The 23,405-nt window shown below is 57.5% G+C and carries 23 protein-coding genes; 9 read left to right on the forward strand and 14 right to left on the reverse strand.

Annotated features, from left to right (window positions below; translation table 11 throughout):
- Positions 1-64 precede the first annotated feature (64 nt).
- Positions 65-1,024 carry a hypothetical protein gene (locus AC3WR3_RS00885; RefSeq protein WP_492290891.1) on the reverse strand — a complete coding sequence of 320 codons (960 nt, stop codon included), beginning with the start codon at positions 1,022-1,024 and terminating at the stop codon, positions 65-67.
- 175 nt (positions 1,025-1,199) lie between these two features.
- Here AC3WR3_RS00885 and thiI point away from each other — a divergent pair, with 175 nt between their 5' ends.
- Complete coding sequence (gene thiI, locus AC3WR3_RS00890; protein WP_408838050.1) at positions 1,200-2,648, forward strand: tRNA uracil 4-sulfurtransferase ThiI; 1,449 nt, start codon at positions 1,200-1,202, stop codon at positions 2,646-2,648.
- A gap of 74 nt (positions 2,649-2,722) precedes the next feature.
- Here the strand turns inward: thiI and AC3WR3_RS00895 are convergent, their stop codons facing one another.
- Both AC3WR3_RS00895 and AC3WR3_RS00900 read right to left on the reverse strand, forming a co-directional pair.
- Positions 2,723-3,115: a hypothetical protein gene (locus AC3WR3_RS00895; RefSeq protein WP_139434151.1), complete on the reverse strand. Its 393-nt coding sequence runs from the start codon at positions 3,113-3,115 to the stop codon at positions 2,723-2,725.
- A gap of 101 nt (positions 3,116-3,216) precedes the next feature.
- Positions 3,217-3,849, reverse strand: a complete 633-nt coding sequence (locus AC3WR3_RS00900) for a trimeric intracellular cation channel family protein (protein ID WP_025326511.1) — start codon at positions 3,847-3,849, stop codon at positions 3,217-3,219.
- 392 nt (positions 3,850-4,241) lie between these two features.
- Here AC3WR3_RS00900 and AC3WR3_RS00905 point away from each other — a divergent pair, with 392 nt between their 5' ends.
- From AC3WR3_RS00905 to AC3WR3_RS00940, 8 genes are all read left to right on the forward strand, one after another.
- Positions 4,242-5,162, forward strand: coding sequence for a flagellin N-terminal helical domain-containing protein (locus tag AC3WR3_RS00905; protein ID WP_492290892.1), 921 nt, complete (start codon positions 4,242-4,244; stop codon positions 5,160-5,162).
- A gap of 609 nt (positions 5,163-5,771) precedes the next feature.
- Complete coding sequence (locus tag AC3WR3_RS00910) at positions 5,772-6,671, forward strand: flagellin N-terminal helical domain-containing protein (RefSeq protein WP_025326513.1); 900 nt, start codon at positions 5,772-5,774, stop codon at positions 6,669-6,671.
- 614 nt (positions 6,672-7,285) lie between these two features.
- Complete coding sequence (locus AC3WR3_RS00915) at positions 7,286-8,185, forward strand: flagellin N-terminal helical domain-containing protein (RefSeq protein ID WP_492290893.1); 900 nt, start codon at positions 7,286-7,288, stop codon at positions 8,183-8,185.
- A gap of 36 nt (positions 8,186-8,221) precedes the next feature.
- Positions 8,222-8,671, forward strand: a complete 450-nt coding sequence (locus AC3WR3_RS00920; RefSeq protein WP_319912935.1) for a flagellar protein FlaG — start codon at positions 8,222-8,224, stop codon at positions 8,669-8,671.
- Positions 8,672-8,702: 31 nt separating this feature from the next.
- Positions 8,703-10,097: a flagellar filament capping protein FliD gene (gene fliD, locus AC3WR3_RS00925; protein WP_111912393.1), complete on the forward strand. Its 1,395-nt coding sequence runs from the start codon at positions 8,703-8,705 to the stop codon at positions 10,095-10,097.
- Positions 10,098-10,117: 20 nt separating this feature from the next.
- On the forward strand, positions 10,118-10,540 hold the full coding sequence (gene fliS, locus AC3WR3_RS00930; RefSeq protein WP_111912395.1) for a flagellar export chaperone FliS: 423 nt from the start codon (positions 10,118-10,120) through the stop codon (positions 10,538-10,540).
- Entirely contained in the window at positions 10,537-10,863 is a 327-nt protein-coding gene (locus AC3WR3_RS00935; RefSeq protein ID WP_319912938.1) for a hypothetical protein, read from the forward strand. The genes fliS and AC3WR3_RS00935 overlap by 4 nt, the downstream gene beginning before the upstream one ends.
- The gene (locus tag AC3WR3_RS00940) at positions 10,863-12,965 is read left to right on the forward strand and encodes a motility associated factor glycosyltransferase family protein (RefSeq protein ID WP_492290894.1); all 2,103 of its coding nucleotides are present in this window, start codon (positions 10,863-10,865) and stop codon (positions 12,963-12,965) included. Before AC3WR3_RS00935 ends, AC3WR3_RS00940 begins: the two co-directional genes overlap by 1 nt.
- Before the next feature lie 92 nt (positions 12,966-13,057).
- Here the strand turns inward: AC3WR3_RS00940 and AC3WR3_RS00945 are convergent, their stop codons facing one another.
- The 11 genes from AC3WR3_RS00945 to AC3WR3_RS00995 all read right to left on the reverse strand — a co-directional run bounded on the left by AC3WR3_RS00945 (position 13,058) and on the right by AC3WR3_RS00995 (position 23,390).
- Positions 13,058-13,723, reverse strand: coding sequence for a class I SAM-dependent methyltransferase (locus AC3WR3_RS00945; protein ID WP_492290895.1), 666 nt, complete (start codon positions 13,721-13,723; stop codon positions 13,058-13,060).
- Positions 13,724-13,734: 11 nt separating this feature from the next.
- Positions 13,735-14,772, reverse strand: a complete 1,038-nt coding sequence (gene pseI, locus AC3WR3_RS00950) for a pseudaminic acid synthase (protein ID WP_492291157.1) — start codon at positions 14,770-14,772, stop codon at positions 13,735-13,737.
- 15 nt (positions 14,773-14,787) lie between these two features.
- Positions 14,788-15,339 (reverse strand): UDP-4-amino-4,6-dideoxy-N-acetyl-beta-L-altrosamine N-acetyltransferase, encoded by a 552-nt coding sequence (gene pseH, locus AC3WR3_RS00955; RefSeq protein ID WP_492290896.1) that lies wholly within the window; start codon positions 15,337-15,339, stop codon positions 14,788-14,790.
- Complete coding sequence (gene pseG, locus AC3WR3_RS00960) at positions 15,336-16,502, reverse strand: UDP-2,4-diacetamido-2,4,6-trideoxy-beta-L-altropyranose hydrolase (RefSeq protein ID WP_201996727.1); 1,167 nt, start codon at positions 16,500-16,502, stop codon at positions 15,336-15,338. The genes pseH and pseG overlap by 4 nt, the downstream gene beginning before the upstream one ends.
- Positions 16,503-17,792, reverse strand: a complete 1,290-nt coding sequence (locus tag AC3WR3_RS00965) for an aminotransferase class III-fold pyridoxal phosphate-dependent enzyme (protein ID WP_492290897.1) — start codon at positions 17,790-17,792, stop codon at positions 16,503-16,505.
- The gene (locus AC3WR3_RS00970) at positions 17,789-18,544 is read right to left on the reverse strand and encodes a cytidylyltransferase domain-containing protein (protein WP_492290898.1); all 756 of its coding nucleotides are present in this window, start codon (positions 18,542-18,544) and stop codon (positions 17,789-17,791) included. Before AC3WR3_RS00970 ends, AC3WR3_RS00965 begins: the two co-directional genes overlap by 4 nt.
- Positions 18,541-19,386, reverse strand: coding sequence for an aldo/keto reductase (locus AC3WR3_RS00975; protein WP_492290899.1), 846 nt, complete (start codon positions 19,384-19,386; stop codon positions 18,541-18,543). Before AC3WR3_RS00975 ends, AC3WR3_RS00970 begins: the two co-directional genes overlap by 4 nt.
- Positions 19,377-20,519: a UDP-4-amino-4,6-dideoxy-N-acetyl-beta-L-altrosamine transaminase gene (gene pseC, locus AC3WR3_RS00980; protein WP_492290900.1), complete on the reverse strand. Its 1,143-nt coding sequence runs from the start codon at positions 20,517-20,519 to the stop codon at positions 19,377-19,379. The genes AC3WR3_RS00975 and pseC overlap by 10 nt, the downstream gene beginning before the upstream one ends.
- Entirely contained in the window at positions 20,516-21,520 is a 1,005-nt protein-coding gene (gene pseB, locus AC3WR3_RS00985) for a UDP-N-acetylglucosamine 4,6-dehydratase (inverting) (protein ID WP_139434140.1), read from the reverse strand. The genes pseC and pseB overlap by 4 nt, the downstream gene beginning before the upstream one ends.
- Before the next feature lie 105 nt (positions 21,521-21,625).
- Positions 21,626-22,465, reverse strand: coding sequence for a cobalamin-binding protein (locus AC3WR3_RS00990; protein ID WP_492290901.1), 840 nt, complete (start codon positions 22,463-22,465; stop codon positions 21,626-21,628).
- A complete protein-coding gene (locus AC3WR3_RS00995; protein ID WP_492291158.1) occupies positions 22,458-23,390 on the reverse strand; it encodes a cobalamin biosynthesis protein in 933 nt (310 codons plus the stop codon). The genes AC3WR3_RS00990 and AC3WR3_RS00995 overlap by 8 nt, the downstream gene beginning before the upstream one ends.
- Between the last annotated feature and the right edge of the window lie 15 nt (positions 23,391-23,405).

Raw genomic sequence — 23,405 nt, forward strand, 5'->3', positions numbered from 1 at the left:
CGAGTCAGGGGCTACCCGTTCAGGGCGACAATATTTTGACGGCAGCCTCTGTGCCTAAGCTGGCTCAGGGTTTGACCTGACCCAGCCGGGTGAAGAAGTGCTGGCTCTTGCGCTGGTGGAAGTGGCTCTTCTTGATGGGATGGAAGACCAGAGTGCTGTCGGGATGACTCTCCTTGAGCCTGTGGATCATCGCCATGGCGGGCAATGAGCAGCTGACCAGGGTGGTGAGTGGCAGGCTGCGGGTCTGCGGGCCCAGCAGCTGGTTGAGCCCCTGCTGCGCCTGCTCGAAGCGGGCCAGTATCGCAGGGTCGGCGTAGCCGCTGCCAAGCATGGCGAGCAGGGCATCCAGAGCCTGGTGGAAGGCCGCCAGCTGCTGGCGAAAACCGCTGCGCCCGCGCAGGGCAATCAGCTCTGCAAACGGAATGTCGGCCAGGTGAGTGGGCACTTGCAACGGGATCTCGAGGTGGAAGCAGTCCTGGCCTCCCCGGTTGTGGTAGCGGGATTCGAGCAGGTGAAGCAGCCGGTCTAGGTAGTCGTGATCCGTGATGAGGGCCCCCTCATTGGCGAGCGCCCACTCACGGGCGAGGCGCATGGAGAGCAGGTTGGCAAAGCGCCGCGCCATTCTTATCCCCCCATCATCCTGGGTCGCAAAGCCTTGGCTCAGGCAAAAACCGTGCAGCCGCTCCAGACCTGGCTGGGCGGGGCAGAAGCAGTCGTGGTTGGCACGCTGGCGCCAGCGCGTGATCAGCTCCTTGTTGCCAAACACCTTGTGGCGGACGAAGTCGGGGGCGACAAGGCCGGCAATCTGGCTCTCGACCTGGGGCGTGATGGCGGCAAAGAAGGTGGGCTCGGGCGGTTCGGTCAGCAGGTCGCTCTGCTGGCGCAGGGTATCGAGCAGGGCGGTGAGGCCGCTCTTCTCGCTGACGGTGAAGACGAAGGCGAGCCGCTCCAGATAGATAAGAGCAAACTTGAGCCAGAGTTCATCCCGTACTTCCATGCCGGGGTAGTAGATATAGGTCTTCATCGGATCGTCAGGGTTCAAGCCGGTGGCCAAGGCGCAGGCTCGGGAATATACGCAAGATTGCCGCCTTGCGGCAAACATTGCGTGGGAAAATATGCCGTTGCCTGGCCAGTAGGCGCTGGCGTCAAACTTCTGATATAATTCGCGCCCTTAAATCAAGGCCACCCGAGTCAACACCATGAAGTTCATTATCAAGCTGTTCCCCGAAATCACCATCAAGAGCAAGTCAGTGCGTCAGCGTTTCACCAAGATGCTGCAGGGCAACATCCGTAACGTGTTGCGCCGCTTTGACGAAGACGCCCGCGTGCGGATGGACTGGGACAAGCTGGTAGTGAGCTCCCGCAACGATCAGTTCCACGCCCAGTATCTCGAGACCCTGGCCTGTATCCCAGGCATCCAGTACTTCCTCGAGGTGAAGCTGAGCAACTTTACCGATCTGCACGACATCTTCGAGCAGACCCGCGCCGTCTGGGGCGATCGCCTGAAAGGCAAGACCTTCTGCGTGCGCGCCCGTCGCGTCGGCAAGCATGACTTCAGCTCCCTGGAGCTGGAGCGCTATGTGGGTGGCGGCCTCAACCAGCACTGTGAAACTGCCGGTGTGCGCCTTAAAAAACCCGATATCCAGGTCAACCTGGAAGTGGAAAATGACGAGCTCTACATCATCAGCGCCGTCCACCACGGCATGGGGGGCTTCCCCATGGCGACCCAGGAGGACGTGCTGAGCCTGCTCTCCGGCGGCTTCGACTCCGGCGTGGCCTCCTACCAGTTCATCAAGCGCGGCTGCCGCGTGCACTACTGCTTCTTCAATCTGGGGGGCGCCGCCCACGAGATCGGGGTCAAGCAGGTCGCCTATTACCTGTGGAACAAGTTTGGAGCCTCCCACAAGGTGCGTTTCACTGCCATCGACTTCGAGCCCGTGGTGGCCGAGATCCTCGAGAAGATCGACAACGGTCAGATGGGGGTGGTGCTCAAGCGGATGATGATGCGTGCCGCTGGCCAGGTGGCGGATACCTTCCAGATCCCGGCCCTGGTGACCGGCGAGTGCGTGGGCCAGGTTTCCAGCCAGACCCTGACCAACCTGAACGTCATCGATCGGGTGACCGACAAGGTGATCCTGCGCCCGCTCATCACCTGGGACAAGCCGGACATCATCAGCGAGGCCCGTCGCATCGGCACCCTGGAGTTCGCCGAGACCATGCCGGAGTATTGCGGCGTCATCTCCAAGAAGCCGACCGTGAAGGCCGAGCTCTCCCGCATCGAGGCGGAAGAGGCCAACTTCGACTTCGCCATCCTGGACAAGGTGGTGAGCGAGGCGCGCTATCTCGACATCCGTCGCATCGGCGAAGAGACTGCCGCCCAGGTGCAGGAGGTGGAGACCACCCAGGTGCTGGCCGCCAACGAAGTCATCCTGGACATCCGCTCCAGTGATGAGCGCGACGAGAAGCCGCTGGTGGTGGAAGGGCGCGCAGTGCTACACATCCCCTTCTTCAAGCTGGCAACCGCCTTTGGCGATCTGCCGAAAGAGCAGACCTACCTGCTCTATTGCGATCGCGGTGTGATGAGCAAGCTGCAGGCGCTCTATCTGAAAGAGCAGGGCTTTGACAACGTCAAGGTGTACCGCCCCTGATAGCGGTGCCCATGCGCCCATAAAAAAATCCGGCCAAGGTGCCGGATTTTTTTATTTCACATGTTCGGTGATGATCAGGGGCAGGGGACGGGGGTAAAAGTCTCCTGACCATGGCAGCGCCAGCCCATCTCTGCCTGACGCATCTGCCACAGGTTGTTGCTGCGAAACAGGGTCAGGATGTAGATCATGTCGCTCTTCTGGCCATCGAGGGCCACCGAGAGCACCAGATCGTTGTCCAGCTGCTGGGCATGGATGCGGGTGGGCACGTCTTCATGACCCACGAAGCGGCGGGCCACTTCGCGATAGTCGTTGACCCAGCCCTGCTGACTGCTGCTCGCCTGACGGATCTGCTGGTTGAACTGCTGTACCGGGGTGGATGCCAGGCGCCCGAACAGGGCCTGTGCCCCCGCATGAGCCGCTGCCACCATCATCAGAATCAGCGTGGTAATGAGCCCAAGTTTTTGCATGAGGTAATCCGGCTTGAAACGACCACTCTATGACAACAGAAAAGCGGGCTTGGTTCAATCTTGCCCCTGCAAGGGTGGGATCTCTCCCACCCAGCCCAGGTTCAGTTGCGCTGCAACGAGAAGGTGGGCAGGGAGAGGTGCCAGTAGATGGCCGCCACGCGCAGGCCAAAAACGGCCGTCATGCAGATAAGCATGGCGGTGACCCTGTCCATGTTGACCTCCAGCGCCAGGGTATAGAGGATGCCCCCCAGGATGCAGGCGGTGGCATAGATCTCCTTTTGCAGCACCATGGGCACTTCCCGGGCCAGCACGTCCCGGATCATGCCGCCAGCAACCCCAGTCATGGTGCCCATGAGCACCGCAATCAGCCCTGAGGTGCCGAAGTTGAGCGCCTTCTGGGCGCCTATCACGGTAAAGAGCGCCAGCCCGAAGGCGTCGGCCACCGGCAGCACATACCAGGGCATGCGGCGGGGCAGCTTGACCATCCACATGCCGATGAGGGCCGTGGCGATCACCACCCAGATATAGAGGGGGTCGCGTACCCAGAATACCGGAGTGGCGCCCAGGATCATGTCACGTATGGTGCCACCACCGATGGCGGTCACCGCGGCCAGCACCATGACGCCGAAGCCGTCCATTCGAAGGCGCCCTGCCACCAATACCCCCGAAAACGCGAATACCGCAGTACCAAACATATCGCTGATGTAAACAATCTGCTCAACCAGTGTCTGCATGGAGAACAACTCACGTCCAATAAGTGATGGGGCGGCGATTTTAGGGGCAAGGGGCGCGTGTGAGCAATGCCGGTATGCAAAAGTGGGAGCCAGAGCGGGTTTCTGGGGGGCAGGGGAGGACGGGTGACAGGCAGCAGCACAGACCCAGCGGGTGCGGGATCTGGCCACCTATCTGCGGGTCGGCTGGGGATCTGTGACAAAAATTCTGATTTTTTTCTCAAGGCTGGGAAATAGAGGCCGATATATAGGTTAGGCGGCGATTACTGCCAAAAAGGCAGAAAAAAGAAATTAAAGTCTTACCAAACAGCGCCGTTAACTAAACATATCAGGCACAAAACAAAATAAAGCCTGAGTGAATTAAAGATAAAATTTAATAGCTTAGGAGAAAAATTATGAGTCTGTATATCAATACCAACGTTTCATCGCTCAACGCTCAGCGTAACATGATGAACAGCACCAAATCTCTGGATACCTCCTACACTCGTCTGGCCTCTGGCCTGCGCATCAACAGCGCCAAGGACGATGCGGCGGGTCTGCAGATCTCCAACCGTCTGACCTCCCAGGTCAACGGCCTGGATCAAGGCAACCGCAACGCCAACGACGGTATCTCACTGGCGCAGACCGCAGAAGGGGCCATGGACGAAGTGACCGGCATGCTGCAGCGCATGCGTACTCTGGCCCAGCAATCGGCCAACGGCTCCAACTCCGCCAAGGATCGTGAAGCCCTGCAAAAAGAGGTGGATCAACTGGGCGCCGAGATCAACCGTATCTCCAGCGCGACCACCTTCGCAGGAACCAAGCTGCTGGATGGTTCTTTTAGCGGTACCTTCCAGGTTGGTGCGGATGCCAACCAGACCATCAGCTTCAGCTTGAGTCAGGCAGATGGTTTCAGCATCTCCGGAATCGCGACAGCGGCTGCGACCACGATTAATGTGGTATCAGGACCAGCAGGGAGCGTAATCACACCTGTCGGTGTATCGACCATCTTTGCTGGTGGCAGTGCTGGTGGAATCAGTATCAGCAGCCAGAGCAATGCGCAAAACGTGTTGGCCGCCGTTGACTCCATGCTGACCGTGGTCGACAGCAAGCGTGCCGAACTGGGTGCGGTGCAAAACCGGTTGGATTCAACCATCCGCAACCAGTCCAATATCTCGGAAAACGTCTCGGCTGCCCGCTCCCGTATCCGTGATGCAGACTTTGCCACTGAAACGGCCAATATGACCAAGCAGAATATCCTGCAACAGGCTGCCTCCAGCATTCTGGCCCAGGCCAACCAGCGCCCGCAGTCTGCGCTCTCCCTGCTGCAAGGCTAAGCTGACTGAGTGCAAGAAAAAGAAAAGGGCGGTTGTTCAGGCCGCCCTGGTAAGCAAGATGGAACAATGGGGTGTTCGGATTTACGCCTTGTCCTATCGAAACAGAGTTTCTCTTATTGGTATTACCCCTCGAGTGTTGCGCAGATCGTTCACTCTGTCATCCTCGAGGTTGTTCTCCTGAGCGTAAGCTCTTCTTTGGCCGACATTGTCGGCCTTTTTTATGGGCGCCGATAAACTGACGACACATAAACTCCAGCATAAAACATGCCAATTTCTATTGCGTAGACATTCATGAGTGACGTCGAAGTGTCTCATGACGACAGGGCTTTGAGGCCACGTCATCAGGAACAGGGCTGTTGCCAGTTTTTTGCGTGGGGAGGTTGAATAAATTGCTTAAAGCTTCTGATGGGACTGCCGTTACAGAGAGTGAAGCAAATCGAGGGGTGTTCGGAAAACCAACATTTGCGCAACTGCGGGTCCTGTGTCCGTTCAAACAGAGGACCCGCCAGATGGCACAGACCGTTCAATCTGTCCATCTGAACGGTGGGACCCTGGCTGCATAGATGCAAACAGAGCCCGCAGTTTCTTGTTCATCAGGAGAAATCTTTTATGGCCATGTTTATCAATACCAACACTTCATCATTGAACGCCCAGCGTAACTTGATGAACACCACCAAGTCGTTGGATACCTCATACACCCGCCTGGCATCCGGTCTGCGTATCAACAGCGCCAAGGACGATGCGGCCGGTCTGCAGATCTCCAACCGTCTGACCTCCCAGGTCAACGGTCTGGATCAGGGCAACCGCAACGCCAACGACGGCATCTCCCTGGCGCAGACCGCGGAAGGGGCCATGGATGAAGTGACCGGCATGCTGCAGCGTATGCGTACCCTGGCCCAGCAATCTGCCAACGGCTCCAACTCCGCCAAGGATCGCGAAGCCCTGCAGAAGGAAGTGGATCAGCTGGGGTCTGAAATCAACCGTATCTCTACCGATACTACCTTCGCCGGGACCAAGTTGCTGGATGGTAACTACAACGGCAGCTTCCAGGTCGGGGCGGATGCCAACCAGACCATCAGCTTCAGCCTTTCCCAGGCGGGAGGATTTAGCATTTCCGGTATTTCTGCTGCGGCGAACACAACTGTGACGGCCGCGAGTGGCGGTACCCTTGCCGTGAGCACCATCTTCCTGAGCGGTAGTGCGGGTGGCATCAGTATCAGTACTCAGACTAATGCGCAAAATGTCCTGGCCGCAGTTGATTCCATGTTGGGAATCGTCGATGGCAAACGTGCCGAGCTGGGTGCGGTGCAGAACCGACTGGATTCGACCATTCGCAACCAGTCCAATATCTCGGAAAACGTCAGCGCCGCTCGCTCCCGTATCCGTGATGCGGACTTCGCCACCGAAACCGCCAATATGACCAAGCAGAACATCCTGCAACAGGCGGCTTCCAGCATCCTGGCCCAGGCCAACCAGCGTCCGCAGTCAGCCCTGTCACTGCTGGGCTAATCAGCAAAAAGAACAGGGCGGTTGTTCAGGCCGCCCTGGTAAGAAAAGATGGAACAATGGGGTGTTCGGATTTACGCCTTGTCCTATCGAAAGAGAGATTATCTTGTTGGTGTCTCTCCTCGAGCGTTGTGCAGTCGTTCACTCTGCCGCTCTCGAGGTGGTTCTCCTGAGCATAAACTCTTCAATGGCCGACTATTGTCGGCCTTGTTATTGGCGCCAGAAAAGTGGCGACGAGAAGTATCCAGCATAAACTATGCCAGTTGAACTTTCTGGCCTGCATTGAATATGAACAAAAGCCTTCTGCTCTGAACGGGATCGGCCAGCGGTCTGGTAAACCGCCATCAGTCTCTGAGCGGAAGGCATTTGCCTCTTTGTTGATGAGGGCGGCAATAAATGTCCTAAAGCTTCTGATGGGACTGCCGCTACAAAGGATGAAGCAAATTGTGGGGTGTTCGGAAATCCAGCATTTGCGCAACTGCGGGTCCTGTGTCCGTTCAAACAAGGGACCCGCCAGATGGCACAGACCGTTCAATCTGTCCATCTGAACGGTGGGACCCTGGCTGCATAGATGCAAACAGAGCCCGCAGTTTCTTGTTCATCAGGAGAAATCTTTTATGGCCATGTTTATCAATACCAACACTTCATCATTGAACGCCCAGCGTAACTTGATGAACACCACCAAGTCGCTGGATACCTCATACACCCGCCTGGCATCCGGTCTGCGTATCAACAGTGCCAAGGACGATGCGGCGGGCCTTCAGATCTCCAACCGTCTGACCTCTCAGGTCAACGGCCTGGATCAGGGCAACCGCAACGCCAACGACGGCATCTCTTTGGCGCAGACCGCAGAAGGGGCCATGGATGAAGTGACCGGCATGCTGCAGCGCATGCGCACCCTGGCCCAGCAATCTGCCAACGGCTCCAACTCAGACAAGGATCGCGAAGCTCTGCAGAAGGAAGTGGATCAGCTGGGCTCTGAGATCAACCGTATTTCCCAAGACACTACCTTTGCGGGTACCAAGCTGCTGGATGGCAATTACAGCGGCAGCTTCCAGGTTGGGGCAGATGCCAACCAGACCATTGGTTTCAGCCTGAGTCAGGCGAATGGCTTCAGCATTTCCGGTATTGCGGCAGCGGCAAACACAACTGTCAACGTAGGCACCGTTATCGGTACTGCCATCAACGTCACTGCGATCTTTGCTGCAGGTAGTTCGATCAGCATCAGTACTCAGAACGGTGCTCAACAAGTGTTGGCTGCTGCCGATGCCATGCTGGGGGTAGTTGACAGCAAGCGTGCCGAGCTGGGTGCGGTGCAAAACCGCCTGGATTCGACCATTCGCAACCAGTCCAATATCTCGGAGAACGTCAGCGCCGCACGCTCCCGTATTCGTGATGCGGACTTCGCGACCGAAACCGCCAACATGACCAAGCAGAACATTCTGCAACAGGCAGCGTCCAGCATCCTGGCTCAGGCCAACCAGCGTCCGCAGTCGGCTCTGTCGCTGCTGGGCTAAGTTGGTTCAACCGTCAATTGACATGAGGAGCAGCAGATGGCCAATGAATCGATAGCCATGCCTTCTGTTACTTCGACGCTGACTCAACATGGCGGCCCCCAGGCCGCCATGGCTGTTTCTCCATCGGTATCCAATGGAGAGGATGTGGTCGAGCGGACCAGTGTCGAGCCGACAGCCAAGGCATCACAGGCACAGGTCAAGGCGTCAGAGTCGCGTATGGACAAGGCGTATATGGAAAAACAGGCCCAAGAATTGCAAGAAAGATTGGACAATTTGAGCAAGTTGAAGGGATGGACCATCAATTTCAGTCTGGTCCCCGAATTTGACCAGCCGGTGATCAAGGTGATAGATGCGGAGACCAAGCAGGTTATCCGTCAGATCCCGAGCGAGGAAATGCTCTTGATAAGCAAGAGGTTGCAATCCATGGATCAGGCGAATGGCAATGGCGCCGGTCTCTCTGGGCTGCTGTTCGATGGTCAGGTGTGACCCAATTTTAAGTCGATAGACAGGAGGATGTATGGCAATTACCTCTGCGGGGGCGGGATCCGGGCTCGATCTTGAAAGTGTGATCTCGGCGAGTGTGGCAGCGAAAAAAGCCCAGTTGCAACAACCGATCGTCACCAAACAAAACAGCACCCAGATCACCTTGTCTGGCATAGGTCAGCTGAAATCCTCCATCTCTGCCTTCACCGACATCCTCGACAAGCTGAGTGCCCCCGGTGCTTTCAACAAGCGCGCCATCAACATTACCCAAAGCAAAGATGACCCCATACTGAAGGTGGAGAGCAAGTCTGGCGCCTCCAATGGGCAATACAACATCATCGTCAATAAGTTGGCACAAACGAGTCGTCAGGAAGGCATTTTCGATAGTTCTACCACCTCTCTGGTCACCCAGGATGGGCAACTGACCTTCAAGGCCGGCGACAAGACGTTCAAGGTGGATGTGAAAGCGGGCGATACCCTGCAAGACATTCGCAAGAGCATCAACAGCAATGGCGACAACTTCGGCCTCAGCGCCAACATAGTGAACACGGCGGATGGCAAGGCCAAGTTGGTGATCGATTCCGGCATTTCGGGCGATGGCAAGGACCTGACCATCACCGGGGATACGGCGGAGCTCGCCATCTTCGAGTCGGGGGGCGGTGTCATGAACCAGACCCGTGCTGCCAGCAGTGCAGAGATCTCCGTGGATGGCAACGTCCTCAAGAGCGACACCAACACCTTTGATGACTCTATCCAGGACCTCAAGGTGACTGTGTTGCGCGTGTCGGATAAAGACAGTGCGGGGGATCTCAAGGCAAACAAGGTCGATATCACGACCGACAAGACCTCTATCCAGGAGCTTGTCCAGCAGTTCGTGGATGGTTACAACACCCTGCAAGACAAGATGAATACCCTGGGCAAACGCAACACCTTCGTGGGTGGCGTGAAGCAGGATGATGGCGGCGCCCTGGCCGGTGACTCAACCACAAGAGCCATCGAGTCATTCATGAGCAATCTGCTGGTCAGCCCTTCCCAGAACAGCGGTACCTACTCCACCATCTTCGAGGTCGGTATCAAGATGGACAACAAGGGCAAGCTCTCTCTCGACAAGACGAAGTTTGGCGAAGCCGTCGACAAGAACTTCGATCAGGTTGTGGCACTGTTTGGTGGCGAGAAGGGCCTGGCGGGCACCTTGAATACCGGCTTGAAAGAATATACCAAGAGCGGCGGCATGCTGGCACAACGAGAAGATGTCTTGAACTCTGACTTGCGTGCTCTTACCCAGAAAACCTCCACGGCCAGTGCACAATTGGCAAAATATGAAGCCTCACTGCGTGCCCAATATGGCAGCCTGGATGCCTTGCTGGTCAAGATGAACAACTCGGCCTCTGCGTTGTCCAGCCTGCAGACGAATTATCAGAAATCTTGATAGATCGAGAGTATTGAAATATGTACAAGCGCAATATCAAAGCCTATACCGCAGGTAACCTCGCAGCCGATCTGGCCACGGCGGATCCTCACCGTGTCATTCAACTGATGATGCAGGGGTGCCTGGAACGTCTGGCACAAGCCAAGGGGGCCATCGAGCGCCAGGACATGGAAGCAAAATCGGTAGCCATTTCCAAGGCACAAGGGTTGCTGCATGGTTTGCAGGATGCACTGGATATGAGCCAGGGGACCATGGCTGAAGACCTTTATGGGCTTTACGCCTATATGGACGAACGTATCTGGGATGCCAGTCTGGCGCGCGATATCGCTCCCCTCGAAGAGGTCATGGGACTGATGCTGACCATCAAATCCGGTTGGGATCAATTGCCCGAGGCTGAAAAACAGCAGGGCTATCAGATGAGACAGCAGTTGGGTGAGCTGTGAGAGCCATTCTCACCGAGCTCGATGACGCACTGCGGGAAAATACCCGCTTGATGGGCGCCCTATTGCAACAGCAGCAATATGATGAGGCCCTGTCGTGCATGGATGAGCGGTTGGCGCTGATAGGTCGTCTGGTGCAGCTTGCTCAGGATGAACCTGAGCAACAACAGGCTGTTGCGGCCCTGGCTGGCGAGCTGTCACTTCAAGAAGAGAGCACGAAAGCCCTGGTAGCCAGTCATCATCACGCCATTTTCGAACAACTGACTCACGTTGGGAAAGCCAGCAGGGCTGGGCAAGCGTATCGTGCAAACAGCAAGGAGTTCTGATGCCAGGCAATATTGATGCAGCCTTGATAAAAGCGGAACAAGATGCACAGCGACTTCAGCAGCAAACAGAGCAGGAAGCTGCCATGGAGGTGGCGTTGCCCCTTCGCTTTGCACAAAATATGGCCGCGTTTCGCCAATATATTCCCCATATCGCCGACATGTATGAGGACTATCAGCCCGCTCGTCCGTTCAAGTTCTTCTGCACCGAAAACGGTCAACCCAATCTGGCTTGGCTGGATGATGATGTCGCCGTGTACGGTGCCGAGCCTTATCTCATCTGTGAGACGCTGGTGAAGGAGTTCATGGAGAAGGGGGGATTGTCCAGATTCTCCTTCAGCCAGGAGGCCAATCCCCTGGGCTTCATGCATGTCGAGTACCTCAACAAGCTCAATGCCTATCTTGACGACATTTCCGCGCGGGAAGAGAGACTGGGACAGGTGCCCCAAGAGGTACCGAGCGCCTTTATCTTCGGGGTGGGTCTGGGCTATCACCTCGGTTATCTCTATGAAAGGTGCAAGATCGGTACTCTCTTTCTGTTCGAGCCGGACCTGGATCTTTTCTACGCCTCCCTGTTCTGCTTCGACTGGGCGCCATTGCTGACTTACCTGCATCAGGAGAATCTGGGGCTGCACATTCTGCTGGGGCAGGATGAAGAAACCATCGTCAAGGATTTTGCTGCGGCCATTCACAGCCGTGGATCTTTCCTGATCGCCAACGCTTTCATCATGTGGGGCTATCAGAACGAGAAGATAAGAAAGCTGATAGAGAAGGTGCAGCAGGAATATTATCTGTTGGTCATGGGGTGGGGCTTCTTCGATGACAATCTGATCGCCCTGTCTCACACCATCAATAATATCGAGCGTGCAGTACCCTTCTTGAAAAAGGGCGGGAGGATCCCATCTGGTTATTCTCGGACTCCCGTCTTTATTATTGCCAATGGTCCTTCGCTGGATGAAGCCATTTCTGTCATAGAGAAAAACAAAGACAAGGCCATCATCATCTCCTGTGGCAGCGCCATTTCAGCCTTGCACAAGGTCGGCATCAAGCCGGATATTCACGTTGAGACGGAGCGGACCAAGATTGTCTATGACTTCCTGATCAATCTAAACGATCCTGATTACCTGCGCGATGTCCTGTTCCTGAGTACGGATGTCATTCATCCCGACTGCGCCTCGCTATTCAACCGTTCGGCGCTTGCATTCAAACTCAGTGAACCTGGGGCTGCGCTCTACCATAATTATTTCCCTCATTTGAACGCCTGCGCCGCCCTCGGTGGGGTGAACCCCCTGGTGGGCAATATAGGTGTCAGTGCCCCCATCCATCTTGGTTTTAAAAACCTGTATCTGTTTGGTCTGGATAACGGCTATAAACACAAGGGGCACCATCATTCCAAGCTCAGCTCCTACTATAACAACGAGGAGAGTGCCGGGGCCTTGGGGGAGATGATGTATGGCGATAGCTTGTGGCAACGGGAAGGGAATTTTGGCGGCACCATCATCAGCAACGCCATGTTTGACACCTCGCGGCGGGTGATCGAGCAGGTGCTGGCTGCCAATGAAGATGTTCGCTGCTTCAATTGCAGCGATGGTGCCAAGATAGAGAGGGCGAGGGCCCTGCCAAGTGCCGAGATAAGTCTCTCTATGCCGGTTGACAAGTCCGCTCTGCTCGGGGGAATAGTCGCCTTGTGTGCGCCGATTTCCTTGTCGAAACCGGATGTCGAGTCGTTGCTGGATATCGAGTTCTTCAATATTTTCATCGACAAGATGGTGGCCGAATGGCAACAGGATTTCACGTCTCGCAATGAGATAAATCAGCTGATGCTGCGCAACTTTGGCTATCTCGCCCAGATAGCCGCCACGCGCCAGCAGCATATCTCCCAGACCATGGTGGGATCGATGAACTATGTCTTCACCCTGTTGAGCTCCATTCTCTACTCCTTTGAGGGGGAAGAGGAGACGCTAGCCCTGATGAAGCCCGCCATCGAACTCTGGCTGGAGTTTCTGGGGAAGGTGAGGGAGATGTATCCCAGGGCGCTCGACAGCGTAGACATGATCGATAACGAAGTGATGGCACTGTTTAGAAAGAAAACCGTGAAAAGCTGACTGGACGCGCGGGAGTGCCGCGAGATGAGCTGATGCCGTTCCCGGAGCCAGAAGTGAAGCAGCAAAATACCGACCCTGAGGTCGGTATTTTTTTATCTTGCAGGGTAAGGGTTTTGCGCCGCTAGCAGCCTCGCATCTTTGCGCAGGATCTGCACCGAGATCAGCGCATCTGGCTCCAGTTCGGCGCCACCGTCGTGATGCTGCACGTGTTCAAACAGGCGATGGTAGCCCGGGTGCCAGCCAAACAACTCTCCGTAATTCATCTTGTAGCTGAAGAGATTGGAGTGATGTTGATAGTCGTTACGATAGTGTCCGGCCGGCGGATTGAAATCCAGTATGGTCATGAGCCCCCGATCAGCCAGCAGGGCATCACTGCCGGCGGCAATCCTGAACAGATCCTGGGGGTCGCACAGATAGAGGCAGAAGCCGAAGATGATGAGATCGACCGGCTCTATCTCGGGCAGGCCGTCGGCCGTCCCCACGGTGAGCTGCAACCCTGGATAGCGGGAGAGCCCATCCTGGATGGCGCTGGCGGACGGATCCACCCCATAGCAGCGGGCGCCGTAGTGCTCGGCCAGCTGCGCCAGCCGCCAGCCGTTGGCACAGCCTATCTCCAGTATCCTGGCAGGTCTGCTGCCCAGATATTCCAGCGCCTTGAAGATGGGATCATTTGCCAGGGATTTCTCGAGGATGGCGGCCTTGTTGCGCTTGTACCACTCATTCCCTTCCTGGGCCATAAAGACGTTCTTCTGATGCATAGAGGTGTCCATTATTTAAACAGGTCGGCGCTTACCGGAGTGTTGGCTGTTATGGGTCTAGTGACAGTTTTACCAATCACTATTTCCAAGTACTTGGGTGCAAGCCCAAGTCCAGGCCGTACGCTTCGCACCGCATCAGCTGTGATAGTATCCCCTGTCTGTAAATCTTTGACGAAATATAGAGATCGGCGGAATTGCACATTTCCTGCTTCACTTGATTTGCGATTGTAATCCACTTGACCAAGGGCTGACCAAGCTGTTCTGGCTCCCACGCATAACTGCAGCAATTCTGTCGGTTCCAACGAAAAACTATCATCGGGACCACTGCCATTGCGATCCAGGGTAAAATGTTTCTCTATGATCGATGCACCCAAGGCAACACTGGCAATAGCTGTTGTATTGTCGAGCGTATGATCGGATAACCCAGTCACTAATCCGAAGCGCTGCTGCATATCTAGCAAGGTGCGCAAGTTGTAATCTTCAGACGGAGCAGGATAACCACTGACACAGTGAAGAATGGCTAATTCTTTGCAGCCACCAGTTCTCGCCGCCTCAATCGCATCTTCAATTTCTTCCGCGTTTGCCATGCCCGTCGATATGATCATGGGTTTGCCTGTGCTTGCGACATAGCGGATCAATGGTAGGTCAATTGCTTCAAAAGACGCAATCTTGTAAGCAGGCGCATTGAGCTCTTCTAGGAGATCTACCGCGGTGGTGTCAAAAGGAGAGCTGAAAATTGTGATACCGATTTTACGGGCATGCTCAAATAAGGGGAAATGCCATTCCCAAGGCATTTGAGCTTCTTGGTAAAGTTGATAAAGGCTCTTACCACGCCAAAGCCCTTCATGGATTTGAAATTCTGGGGCATTGCTGTTAAGAGTAATGGTATCTGCTGTATAAGTCTGTAATTTTATAGCACTAGCACCAGCATGCTTAGCCTCTGTAATTAAGCGTAATGCATTATTTAGCTTGCCATTATGGTTAGCAGACATTTCTGCTATCACATATGGAGGAAAATCAGCACCAATGCCAACATCATTAATAAATATTCTTGGTTTCATATGCTATCTGCTCCTGAATGCTGTTATTCTTTCTAGTTGAGCAGTTCTATTGCATTCCCATTGGGGTTTTAAAATAGCCAGTCTATGAACGTTGATAAACTCTCCATTAGTAAAGAACTGATCCTTAAAAACCCCCTCAGTTTCAAAGCCAAATTTGTGGTGTAAAGTAATGACAGGGCGATTAAACTCTAACACTTCACAGTATAGTTTGTGTAAGCCAAGCGTAATGAATGCCAAGTCGAGCATCAGAAACTCCATCTTAGCTCCAGATCCTCTTGGTGCTGAAGGTGATGTATAAAATGCCCAAGCTGAATTTTTATTACTCAAGTCTATACTGTTAAATGATGTTATGCCACATGGCTGCCCTTCGTATTCATACATATAATATTTTTGGTCTTCACAGATTTTAATTCGATCCCACCAAGAATAATGTTCCTCTTGCGATATCACATGCTGAGTATACATATTGCTTCTTACTCTTGGTTCATTACGCCAAGCGAGCATGATATTTAGTTCATCTTCTTTTATATGTCGCAAGATACCAAGAGTGCTCATACGTATCTCTCCATCGAAGTGGATATTATTACATCTGAAACCCGCCATGCACCTAAGCCATCTGTAATATTGGTGGTGCATCTTGTCATTGTAGTGATAATATCTGGCGCTGAAATATAACTATGAAACCAATTTACAATATTCTCTTCCATATTTTCTGTCTGTATGCATTCGGCCGCTCCTGCCGACATTAAATAGTCTGCAACCTTTCGTTGATTGTCTGCAATTATCATCATCAATGTGGGTAGACCGAGACAGCATCGCTCCCAAGATGTACTACCCGCAGCACCGATCGCCAAGTCACTACTCGCCATCAGTTGCGCCATATTGTTAGCACTCACAAGTACTTCGGTTGGCCAGTGTAGGGTTGCAGCGAGACCTTCAATCTGTGTTAGCCATGGGGCCTTTGGTCCCATTACTACAAGGATCCGACAATCGTCTGGTAAGGGAGCACAGCGTAATGCATTCAACACTCGGCCAGTTACATTAAGCTTGTCCACGCCCCCCATAGTGATCAGAACCTGTTTTAGCACCGGGAGCTGGCGCCGCTTTAGAGAGTATTCTCGCAATGCAGCAAATTCTGGGCGAAGCAATGCATAGCGTGGACCGATCAGGAGTTGGCAGCCGGGTGGGGTATGCTTTCGGTAGTCATCGGGCTGTCGGCCCAGATTCTGATCGAGTAGCAGATCGCAATCGTGGGGGCGATCCGCAAGGTCATCGATCACCATGATTCGACCGACATCATTACGGAGCATGCATTCCCAGTTGGCGTCGAGAGCATAGTGGTCGACAACCAACCATGCTGGACGCAGCTCTGCCAGAATTCTTCGGGTTTGTGCTGCATCCGATGTCCAGTGGCATCCAAGCCAGCTTGCGTGTGCCGGAGAGGAGCGATCGCCATTGTCTTGCTCAGACATAACCTCAAGTAAATGGCAGTGGTGGCCACGGGCACGAATAAGATCAGCCAGATGCCCAAAATGGGCGCGGCAGACAAACTTGCACTCAGCCCCTTTCTCACTCAATGCATCGGCCAAGGTCAGACAGCGCATTACATGACCTGAACCGATCTCCAGCGATGCATCGGTACGAAAAACAATCCATTGGCCGTCCAGCCTCATGCTGTCCGATGCTGTGAGTCGAGTCTGCGGCATGTCTGGTTGCACTCAGCGCACCTTGAATACCGGCTGGATGGGTTCACCATCCAGGGCTTGATGAATGGCCTTGTCGGCATCTAGACGGATAAGCTCCGGCAGGACTTCGGCATAGACGGCCAGCAGGGTTCGAATGTCCTGTTCGCTGTGGGCGAGATTGAGGTTGTGGCTGCCAAGACTGAGGATGCCTCGCTTGCACAACTCCTGCATTAAATAGCTCTTTAACTGCCAGCTGGTGTGGTTGGCCGAATCACCTATCAGTAAGAAACACCAACTGGGGTGGCCAGCGCTTTGCAGCCAGCTCGGGGCGTTCAACTGCAGCAGCAGTGCGTTGAGCCCATCCAGCAGTTGCTGGCCCCGCTCGGCAAGTCGCGCAGGCACATCGAGCCGGCGCATCTTCCTGATGACGGCGTTGGCCGCCGCCAGGGCGATGGCATCACCGCCAAAGGTGCCTGAGAAGAAGATATCCTCCATGCGGCGCATGTACTGGCGGCGGCCTACCACGGCGGAGATGGGGAAGCCGTTGGCCATGCCCTTGCCAAAGGCGGCCAGATCCGGAGTGACCCCGAAAAGGGTCTGGGCGCCTCCCAAATGATTTCTAAAACCAGTGATGGTCTCATCGAAGACCAGCAGGGCGCCATGCTCGTCGCAGAGCTGGCGTAGACCGGGCAGGAACTCGGGTGTGGGCCAGGCGACGTTCATAGGCTCTAGGATCACGGCGGCAAACTCGCCGGGATGGGCTTCCAGCTGGGCCTTGAGGGAGCCCAGATCGTTGTAGTCGAAGCGATGGGTCAGCTCGCGTACGCACTCGGGCACTCCCAGATGGCGGGTGGTGGAGCCGATGTACCAGTCCTGCCATCCGTGATAGCCGCAGACGGCGACCCGCTCCCGACCGGTGACGGCGCGGGAGAGGCGGATGCAGGCGGAGGTGGCATCGGTGCCGTTCTTGCCAAAGCGCACCATCTCGGCGCAGGGGATAAGCTCGATCAGCTGCTCCGCAACCTCGGTCTCAAGGCGGTGGGGCAGCGAGAAGATGGAGCCGAGATTGAGCTGCTCCAGCACGGCCTGGTTCACATCCTGGTCGCAGTAACCCAGGCTGATGGCCAGCAGGCCGCTGGCAAAGTCGAGATACTCGTTGCCATCCACGTCCCATACCTTGGCGCCCTGGCCACGCTCGATAAAGAGCGGTGCGGCGCCATAGGGGAAGCAGAGGCGGCTCTTGGAGAAGGTCTGGGAGCCTAAAGGAATGCTCTGCTCGGCACGGGCGGAGAGCGCCAGTGAATGCTGATACCGTGAGGTCATGAATGGTTCTCCTTAGCGAGGGAACGCGCCAGCCCCTCATTGCGTTGATGTTGGGTGTTCAAGGTCGCAAGCGCCGGCTCCCGCGTCAGCAGGGCGAGAATGTCGTCGGTGGCAAATGCCGGGTTTGACGGATAAAGCTGCTGATAAATCTGTTCGACCAGGGTGAAGTCGGTGGACTCGTCCACCGTCCAGCGCAGATGGGCCAGGCTCGGCTGGCGCTCCAGCTTGCCTATCTTGAACTGATCCTCATGCTGGCGGATATAGTAGGTCACGTGCTCGCGCTGAGCCGGGGTGTCCGCGCGTTCGGCGAGCAAATTCAGGGTGGCGGCACTTAAGATCTCGGCGTCCAGGCCGTCCGGGTAGCTGGGCTCCCAGCCGTTGCTGCTGTAGTCGTAGCCGCCGGTCAGATGCAGTTCGATGAGCTCGTCGATGAGTGCAGGATCCGCTAGGGGGCAATCCCCGGTGAGCCTGACAATCTGGCTGGGCCCAAAGGCTTGCGCCGCCAGATGGAAACGCTGCAACACATCGTCAAGCGGACCGCGGAAACAGGGTACCCCCAGCTGGGTGCAGAGGGCCGCTATGGCCTCATCCTCACGTTGGTCGCTGGTGGCGACCACCAGCTGATCCAGCCTGGTCGAACGCTTGAGCCGTTCAATCTGGCGGGCGAGCATGGGCTCGCCGAGCAGGGGCTTGAGCACCTTGCCAGGCAGTCGGCTGGAGCTGGCTCTGGCCTGCAGGATCCCGAGGATCATGATGTTCTCCACAAGGCTGGGTTGATGAGGGTCGGCTCGTCGCAGGTGAGGGCGGCCAGGTCGTCGTCATGGCACGGATGCAGATGGGCATAAGCCGAGGCGATGGCAGCCAGCTCGTGGGCATGACAGACCCCCACCACGAAGCGGCTGATCTGGGGCAGGGCCGGGATCAGGGCGAGCGCCTTGTGGAGGGGGGAGAGGTGGGGATGCCACTCATCCAGCCGCGCGAGCGGTTCACTGAAGGCGTCGAAATAGGCGGGACGAAGGGCCGGCTGCATCAGCAGCAGGCCTTGCAGGAAGAGGGATCGCACATGGATTTCACACCCCATGGTCTGCAACCGGTCGAGCCAGCCCGAGCGCAGGAAGCGTTGATCGAGCAGGTTGGCGGGGAGCTGCACCAGCTCCAGGGGATAACCCTGATCCAGCCAGAGTGCCAGCTCCTCGGGGGAGTAGACTGAGACCCCCACCTTACCCACCTTGCCCTGATGCTGAAAATCCGCCAACTGCTCGAACAGGGCAGGGCTGGCGTCCTGGCTGCGGTGCAGCAGCAAGCCCTCGACGCTGGCTCGGGCCAGTCGTTGCAGACTGGACTCCAAAGAGGAGGCTAGGTTCGCGGCATCTATGTTCGGTGACAGCTTGGTGATGACTTGAAAGTCGGCGGTGTTGCAAAGCCCTAGCCTTGTCTCGGCCTTGCCGTAGGCCTGGGCTGTGTCCAGGGTATCCATCCCCAGCTTGCGGGCCAGAGTCAGGATGGCGCCTAGCTCGGCATCAGCAACCTCGCCAGTGTGGTTGCTGATGCCGTAATCGAGGCCGAACTGGACAGTGCCGAGGGCTAGGCGCATAGCACCGACTCCAGGGCTTCGACGACCTTGTCCTGCTCGGCCGATGAGAGGGCAGGGAACAGGGGGAGGCTGATGGCTTGCCGGTAATAGGTCTGGGCGCCGGGGTAATCGGCTGGATCATGGCCGAGATCGCGGTAATAGGGCTGGGCCGGAATGGGCATGTAGTGGACGTTGACGCCGATACCGGCCTCCCTCAGTTGTGCAAACACCCGGTCCCGGTCGTGAACCCGGACCACATAGAGGTGATAGCCACTGCGGCAGTCATCCACCTGGCGCAGGGGCTGCACCGGCAGTCGGGTCAGCAGCTCGTCGTAGCGGGCGGCCAACTGCCGACGCCTGTCGATGAACTGCGGCAGGCGAGCGAGCTGGCTTAACCCCAGCGCCGCCTGGATGTCGGTCAGGCGGTAGTTGAAGCCGAGCACCTGCTGCTCGTAGTACCAGCCACCCGGAGTGGCGACGCTCAGTTGCTCTGGGTCCCGGGTGATGCCATGGCTGCGATAGAGGCGAAGCCTGGCGGCCAGCTCGGCACTGCGGGTGGTCACCGCGCCCCCTTCCCCCGTGGTGATGGGTTTCACGGGGTGGAAGCTGAAGACGGTCATGTCGCTGTGGGCACAGCTGCCGATGGGGTCCCCCTGATAGCTGGCCCCCAGGGCATGGCAGGCATCCTCGATGAGGTGAACGCCATATTGCCGGCACAGGGCGCCAATCTCGGCAAGATCGCAGGGCTGGCCTGCCAGGTGCACGGCGACCAGGGCCCTGGGCTGACGAGCGCTGCCCTGAACACCTTGCAGCTTCTCGCGCAGCGCCGCCACGCAGAGGTTGCCGGTATCGGGTTCCACATCGACGAAGTCCACCTGGGCGCCGCAATAGCGGGCACAGTTGGCGGAGGCGACGAAACTGATGGCCGAGACCCAGACCCAGTCATCCGCTCCCAGTTCCAGCGCGGCACAGGCGAGATGCAGGGCCGTGGTGCCGTTGCTGCAGGCGATCACATGGGGGGCATGGCAGTAGTCGGCCAGTCCCTGTTCAAAGGCGGGGACCGCCTCGCCCTGTGTCAGATAGTCCGACTTCAGGACGGCAACGACGGCTTCGATATCTTCATCTGTGATGGATTGGCGTCCATAGGGGATCATTCGGCTAGCACCTGCTGGTTCATCGTTTTCAATTCCTCTATCGACAGGAAATGGCGATTATTGAGGGAATTGTATTCGAAGCCGGGCTCGACCAGGGTCGCCTGCTCCTTCAGGGCATTGATCGCGAAGTCATTGTTGCGACTCGTGAAGGTGATGCTGGGGGCGATGACGTAGTAGTCCTTGAACTCATAGGTATGGTAGGAGTCATCGGCCGGGCACATCACCTCGTGCAACTTCTCGCCCGGGCGTATGCCGATGATCTCCTGGGGCAGCTCGGGGGCCATGGCGCTGGCGAGATCCGTGATGCGCACGGACGGGATCTTGGGAACGAACACTTCCCCCCCCTTCATGCGGACAAAGTTGGTCAGCACGAACTCCACACCCTGCTGCAGGGTGAGCCAGAAGCGGGTCATCTCGGCATGGGTGATGGGCAGGCGGCTGGCCCCTTCCTTGATCAGCCGATCGAAGAAGGGCACCACAGAGCCGCGGGAACCCACCACGTTGCCGTAGCGCACTACGGAGAAGATGGTCGGGTGCCTGCCCGCCATATTATTGGCGGCCACGAACAGCTTGTCGGAGCAGAGCTTGGTGGCACCATAGAGGTTGACCGGGTTGGCGGCCTTGTCGGTGGAGAGGGCGATTACCTTCTCGACCCCGTTGTTGAGGGCCGCCTTGATGACATTTTCCGCCCCATAGATATTGGTCTTGATGCACTCCATGGGGTTGTACTCGGCGGCCGGCACCTGCTTGAGGGCGGCGGCATGAACCACGAAGTCCACGCCGTGCATGGCCATGTTGAGCCGCTCGGCATCGCGCACATCGCCGATGAAGTAGCGCATGCAGGGGTGGTTGAAGCGCTGCTGCATCTCGAATTGCTTGAGTTCATCACGGGAATAGACGATCAAGCGGCTCGGCGTGTACAGGGAGAGGACCGTCTCGATGAATTTCTTGCCAAAGGAGCCGGTACCCCCGGTGATCAGGATCGTTTTGCCGTTGAACATGTCATAGTCCCGTTATGGAGTGAGTATCTGTCAGAGTGGAAAGCATATTCTATGCCATATCTTGTCGCGAGCCATCGGAGGGCCAACCCGCTGCGACGCCCGGGATCAGGCCGATGGCGGGCTGCTGCCGGCGATCGCCTCGCATACCTGCTCCACCGCGTTGAGGGCCCGCGGGGTGAAGCGGTGCAGTTCATCCGGGTTGATGAGAACGAGCCGCTGCTGCTTGACGGCATCCAGCATGGGCCACTGGCGCCAGTGGGCCAGCACGGCGGGATCCCGGCTGCCGGCCAGGATGAGCCCGGGGTTGGCCTTGATCACCTGCTCCAGCCCGACCTGGGGGTAGGGGGAGCTGGCATCCGCCATGATATTGCGGCCACCGCAGAGCCTGATGGCGTGGCCCGGCCAGGTCGAGTCGTTGACGCTGGTGAGCGGCGGATACCAGAGCTGATAGAAGACCGAGACCGGCTTGGGTCTGCCGTAGCGCCGTTTCAGGGCATCGAGCCTGGCCAGATAGGCGTCGGCCTGCTGGTCGGCCTTCTGCCGGGTGCCGAGCAGGCGCCCCAGGCTGCGCATCTCGTCGGCCAGGGAGGCAAAGTCGGTGGGCTCCGAGTAGAAGACGGGGATGCCGAGCTTCTCGACGGGGGCCAGCATGCGGGACTGGGCCGAGCGCCAGGCCACCACCAGATCCGGCTTCTGGGCCAGCAGTGCCTCCAGGTTGATGCTGCGGTAGTTGGCGACCCGTGGCAGGGGCGCCACCTCGGGGGGAAAATCGGAGGCATCGTCGGTGGCCACTATGCGATCCCCGGCCCCAATGTCGTACAGCAGTTCGGTCAGGTGGGGGGTGAGGCTGATGATGCGCTGCGGGGTGGCCGCCGCGGCGGACAGGTGCCAGCCGAGCAGGCACAGCAGCAGGCAGAGGGTGCGAAGGGGGAAGCGGTCAGCCATGAGTCAGTGCCATCAGGGTCAGGATCAGCGAGAGCCCGAGCCAGCCCCAGCCGATCAGCAGCAGGCGATGGAGCAGGCGCCGGGGCAGGGTGGCGTCGGGCTCGCTCCCATCGCCCAGCACCGGGAGGCGCACCAGCTGGCCCTGATAGTAGCGGGGGCCCCCGAGGCGGCTGCCCGTGCTCTGTGCCAGCAGGCCGAGCAGGGCGCCCATGGCCGGATAGGGCCAGCGCAGGGCAAGGCGCAGCTTGCCCCCAAGCTGGCGCAACCGGGTCAGCGCAAGGGGGAGCGCCAGCAGCAGTATGGCGGGGGCACAGAGCCCCTGATAGAGCGCACTGGCGGCGCGGCCGAAGTGGACGAACTCCGCCTGTTTCGGGCTCCAGGCCTGATTCATCAGCTGGGCGAGGCGCCAGAGCAGGGCCCCCTGCACCCCGGCCAGGGCAAAGCCCAGCAGGGGGCCGGCCCACTGCCCCACAAGGCGCAGCACGCAGGTCTCGCTCACCGCCTTGTTCAATCCCATCACCGAGAGCTTGCCGGTCTCCCGCTTGAGCCAGCTTGCTGCCTGCAACCTCGCCACGACTAGCGTCTCCTGGGTCGCCAGGGCGCGACTCCCCTGGGCGAGCTCCCGCAGGGGGCGCGACTCCAGCATCAGCAGCAGGAACAGCAGGTCGAACAGGGGCTCGGAGAGGGAGAGGTTGCGCACCGCCCAGAGGCCGGCGGCGCAGGGCACCCAGACCACCAGCAGGGCCAGCAGCCCCGCCTGGCCTTGCTGACCGGGCGAACCGTCCGGGCGATACACCTTGTGGCCGAGGCGGGCCAGCAGCGGCACAGTGGCGCCGGGCCTGAAACGCGCGGGCCAGGGCAGCAGGGCCTCCAGCAGGGCGGCACCCACCATGATGGCCGCCGTCGTCGAGGCGAGGGCGGTCATCAGGGCGTCCCAGGG

The organism is Aeromonas sp. EU05-FHT14A05 (assembly GCF_058791175.1).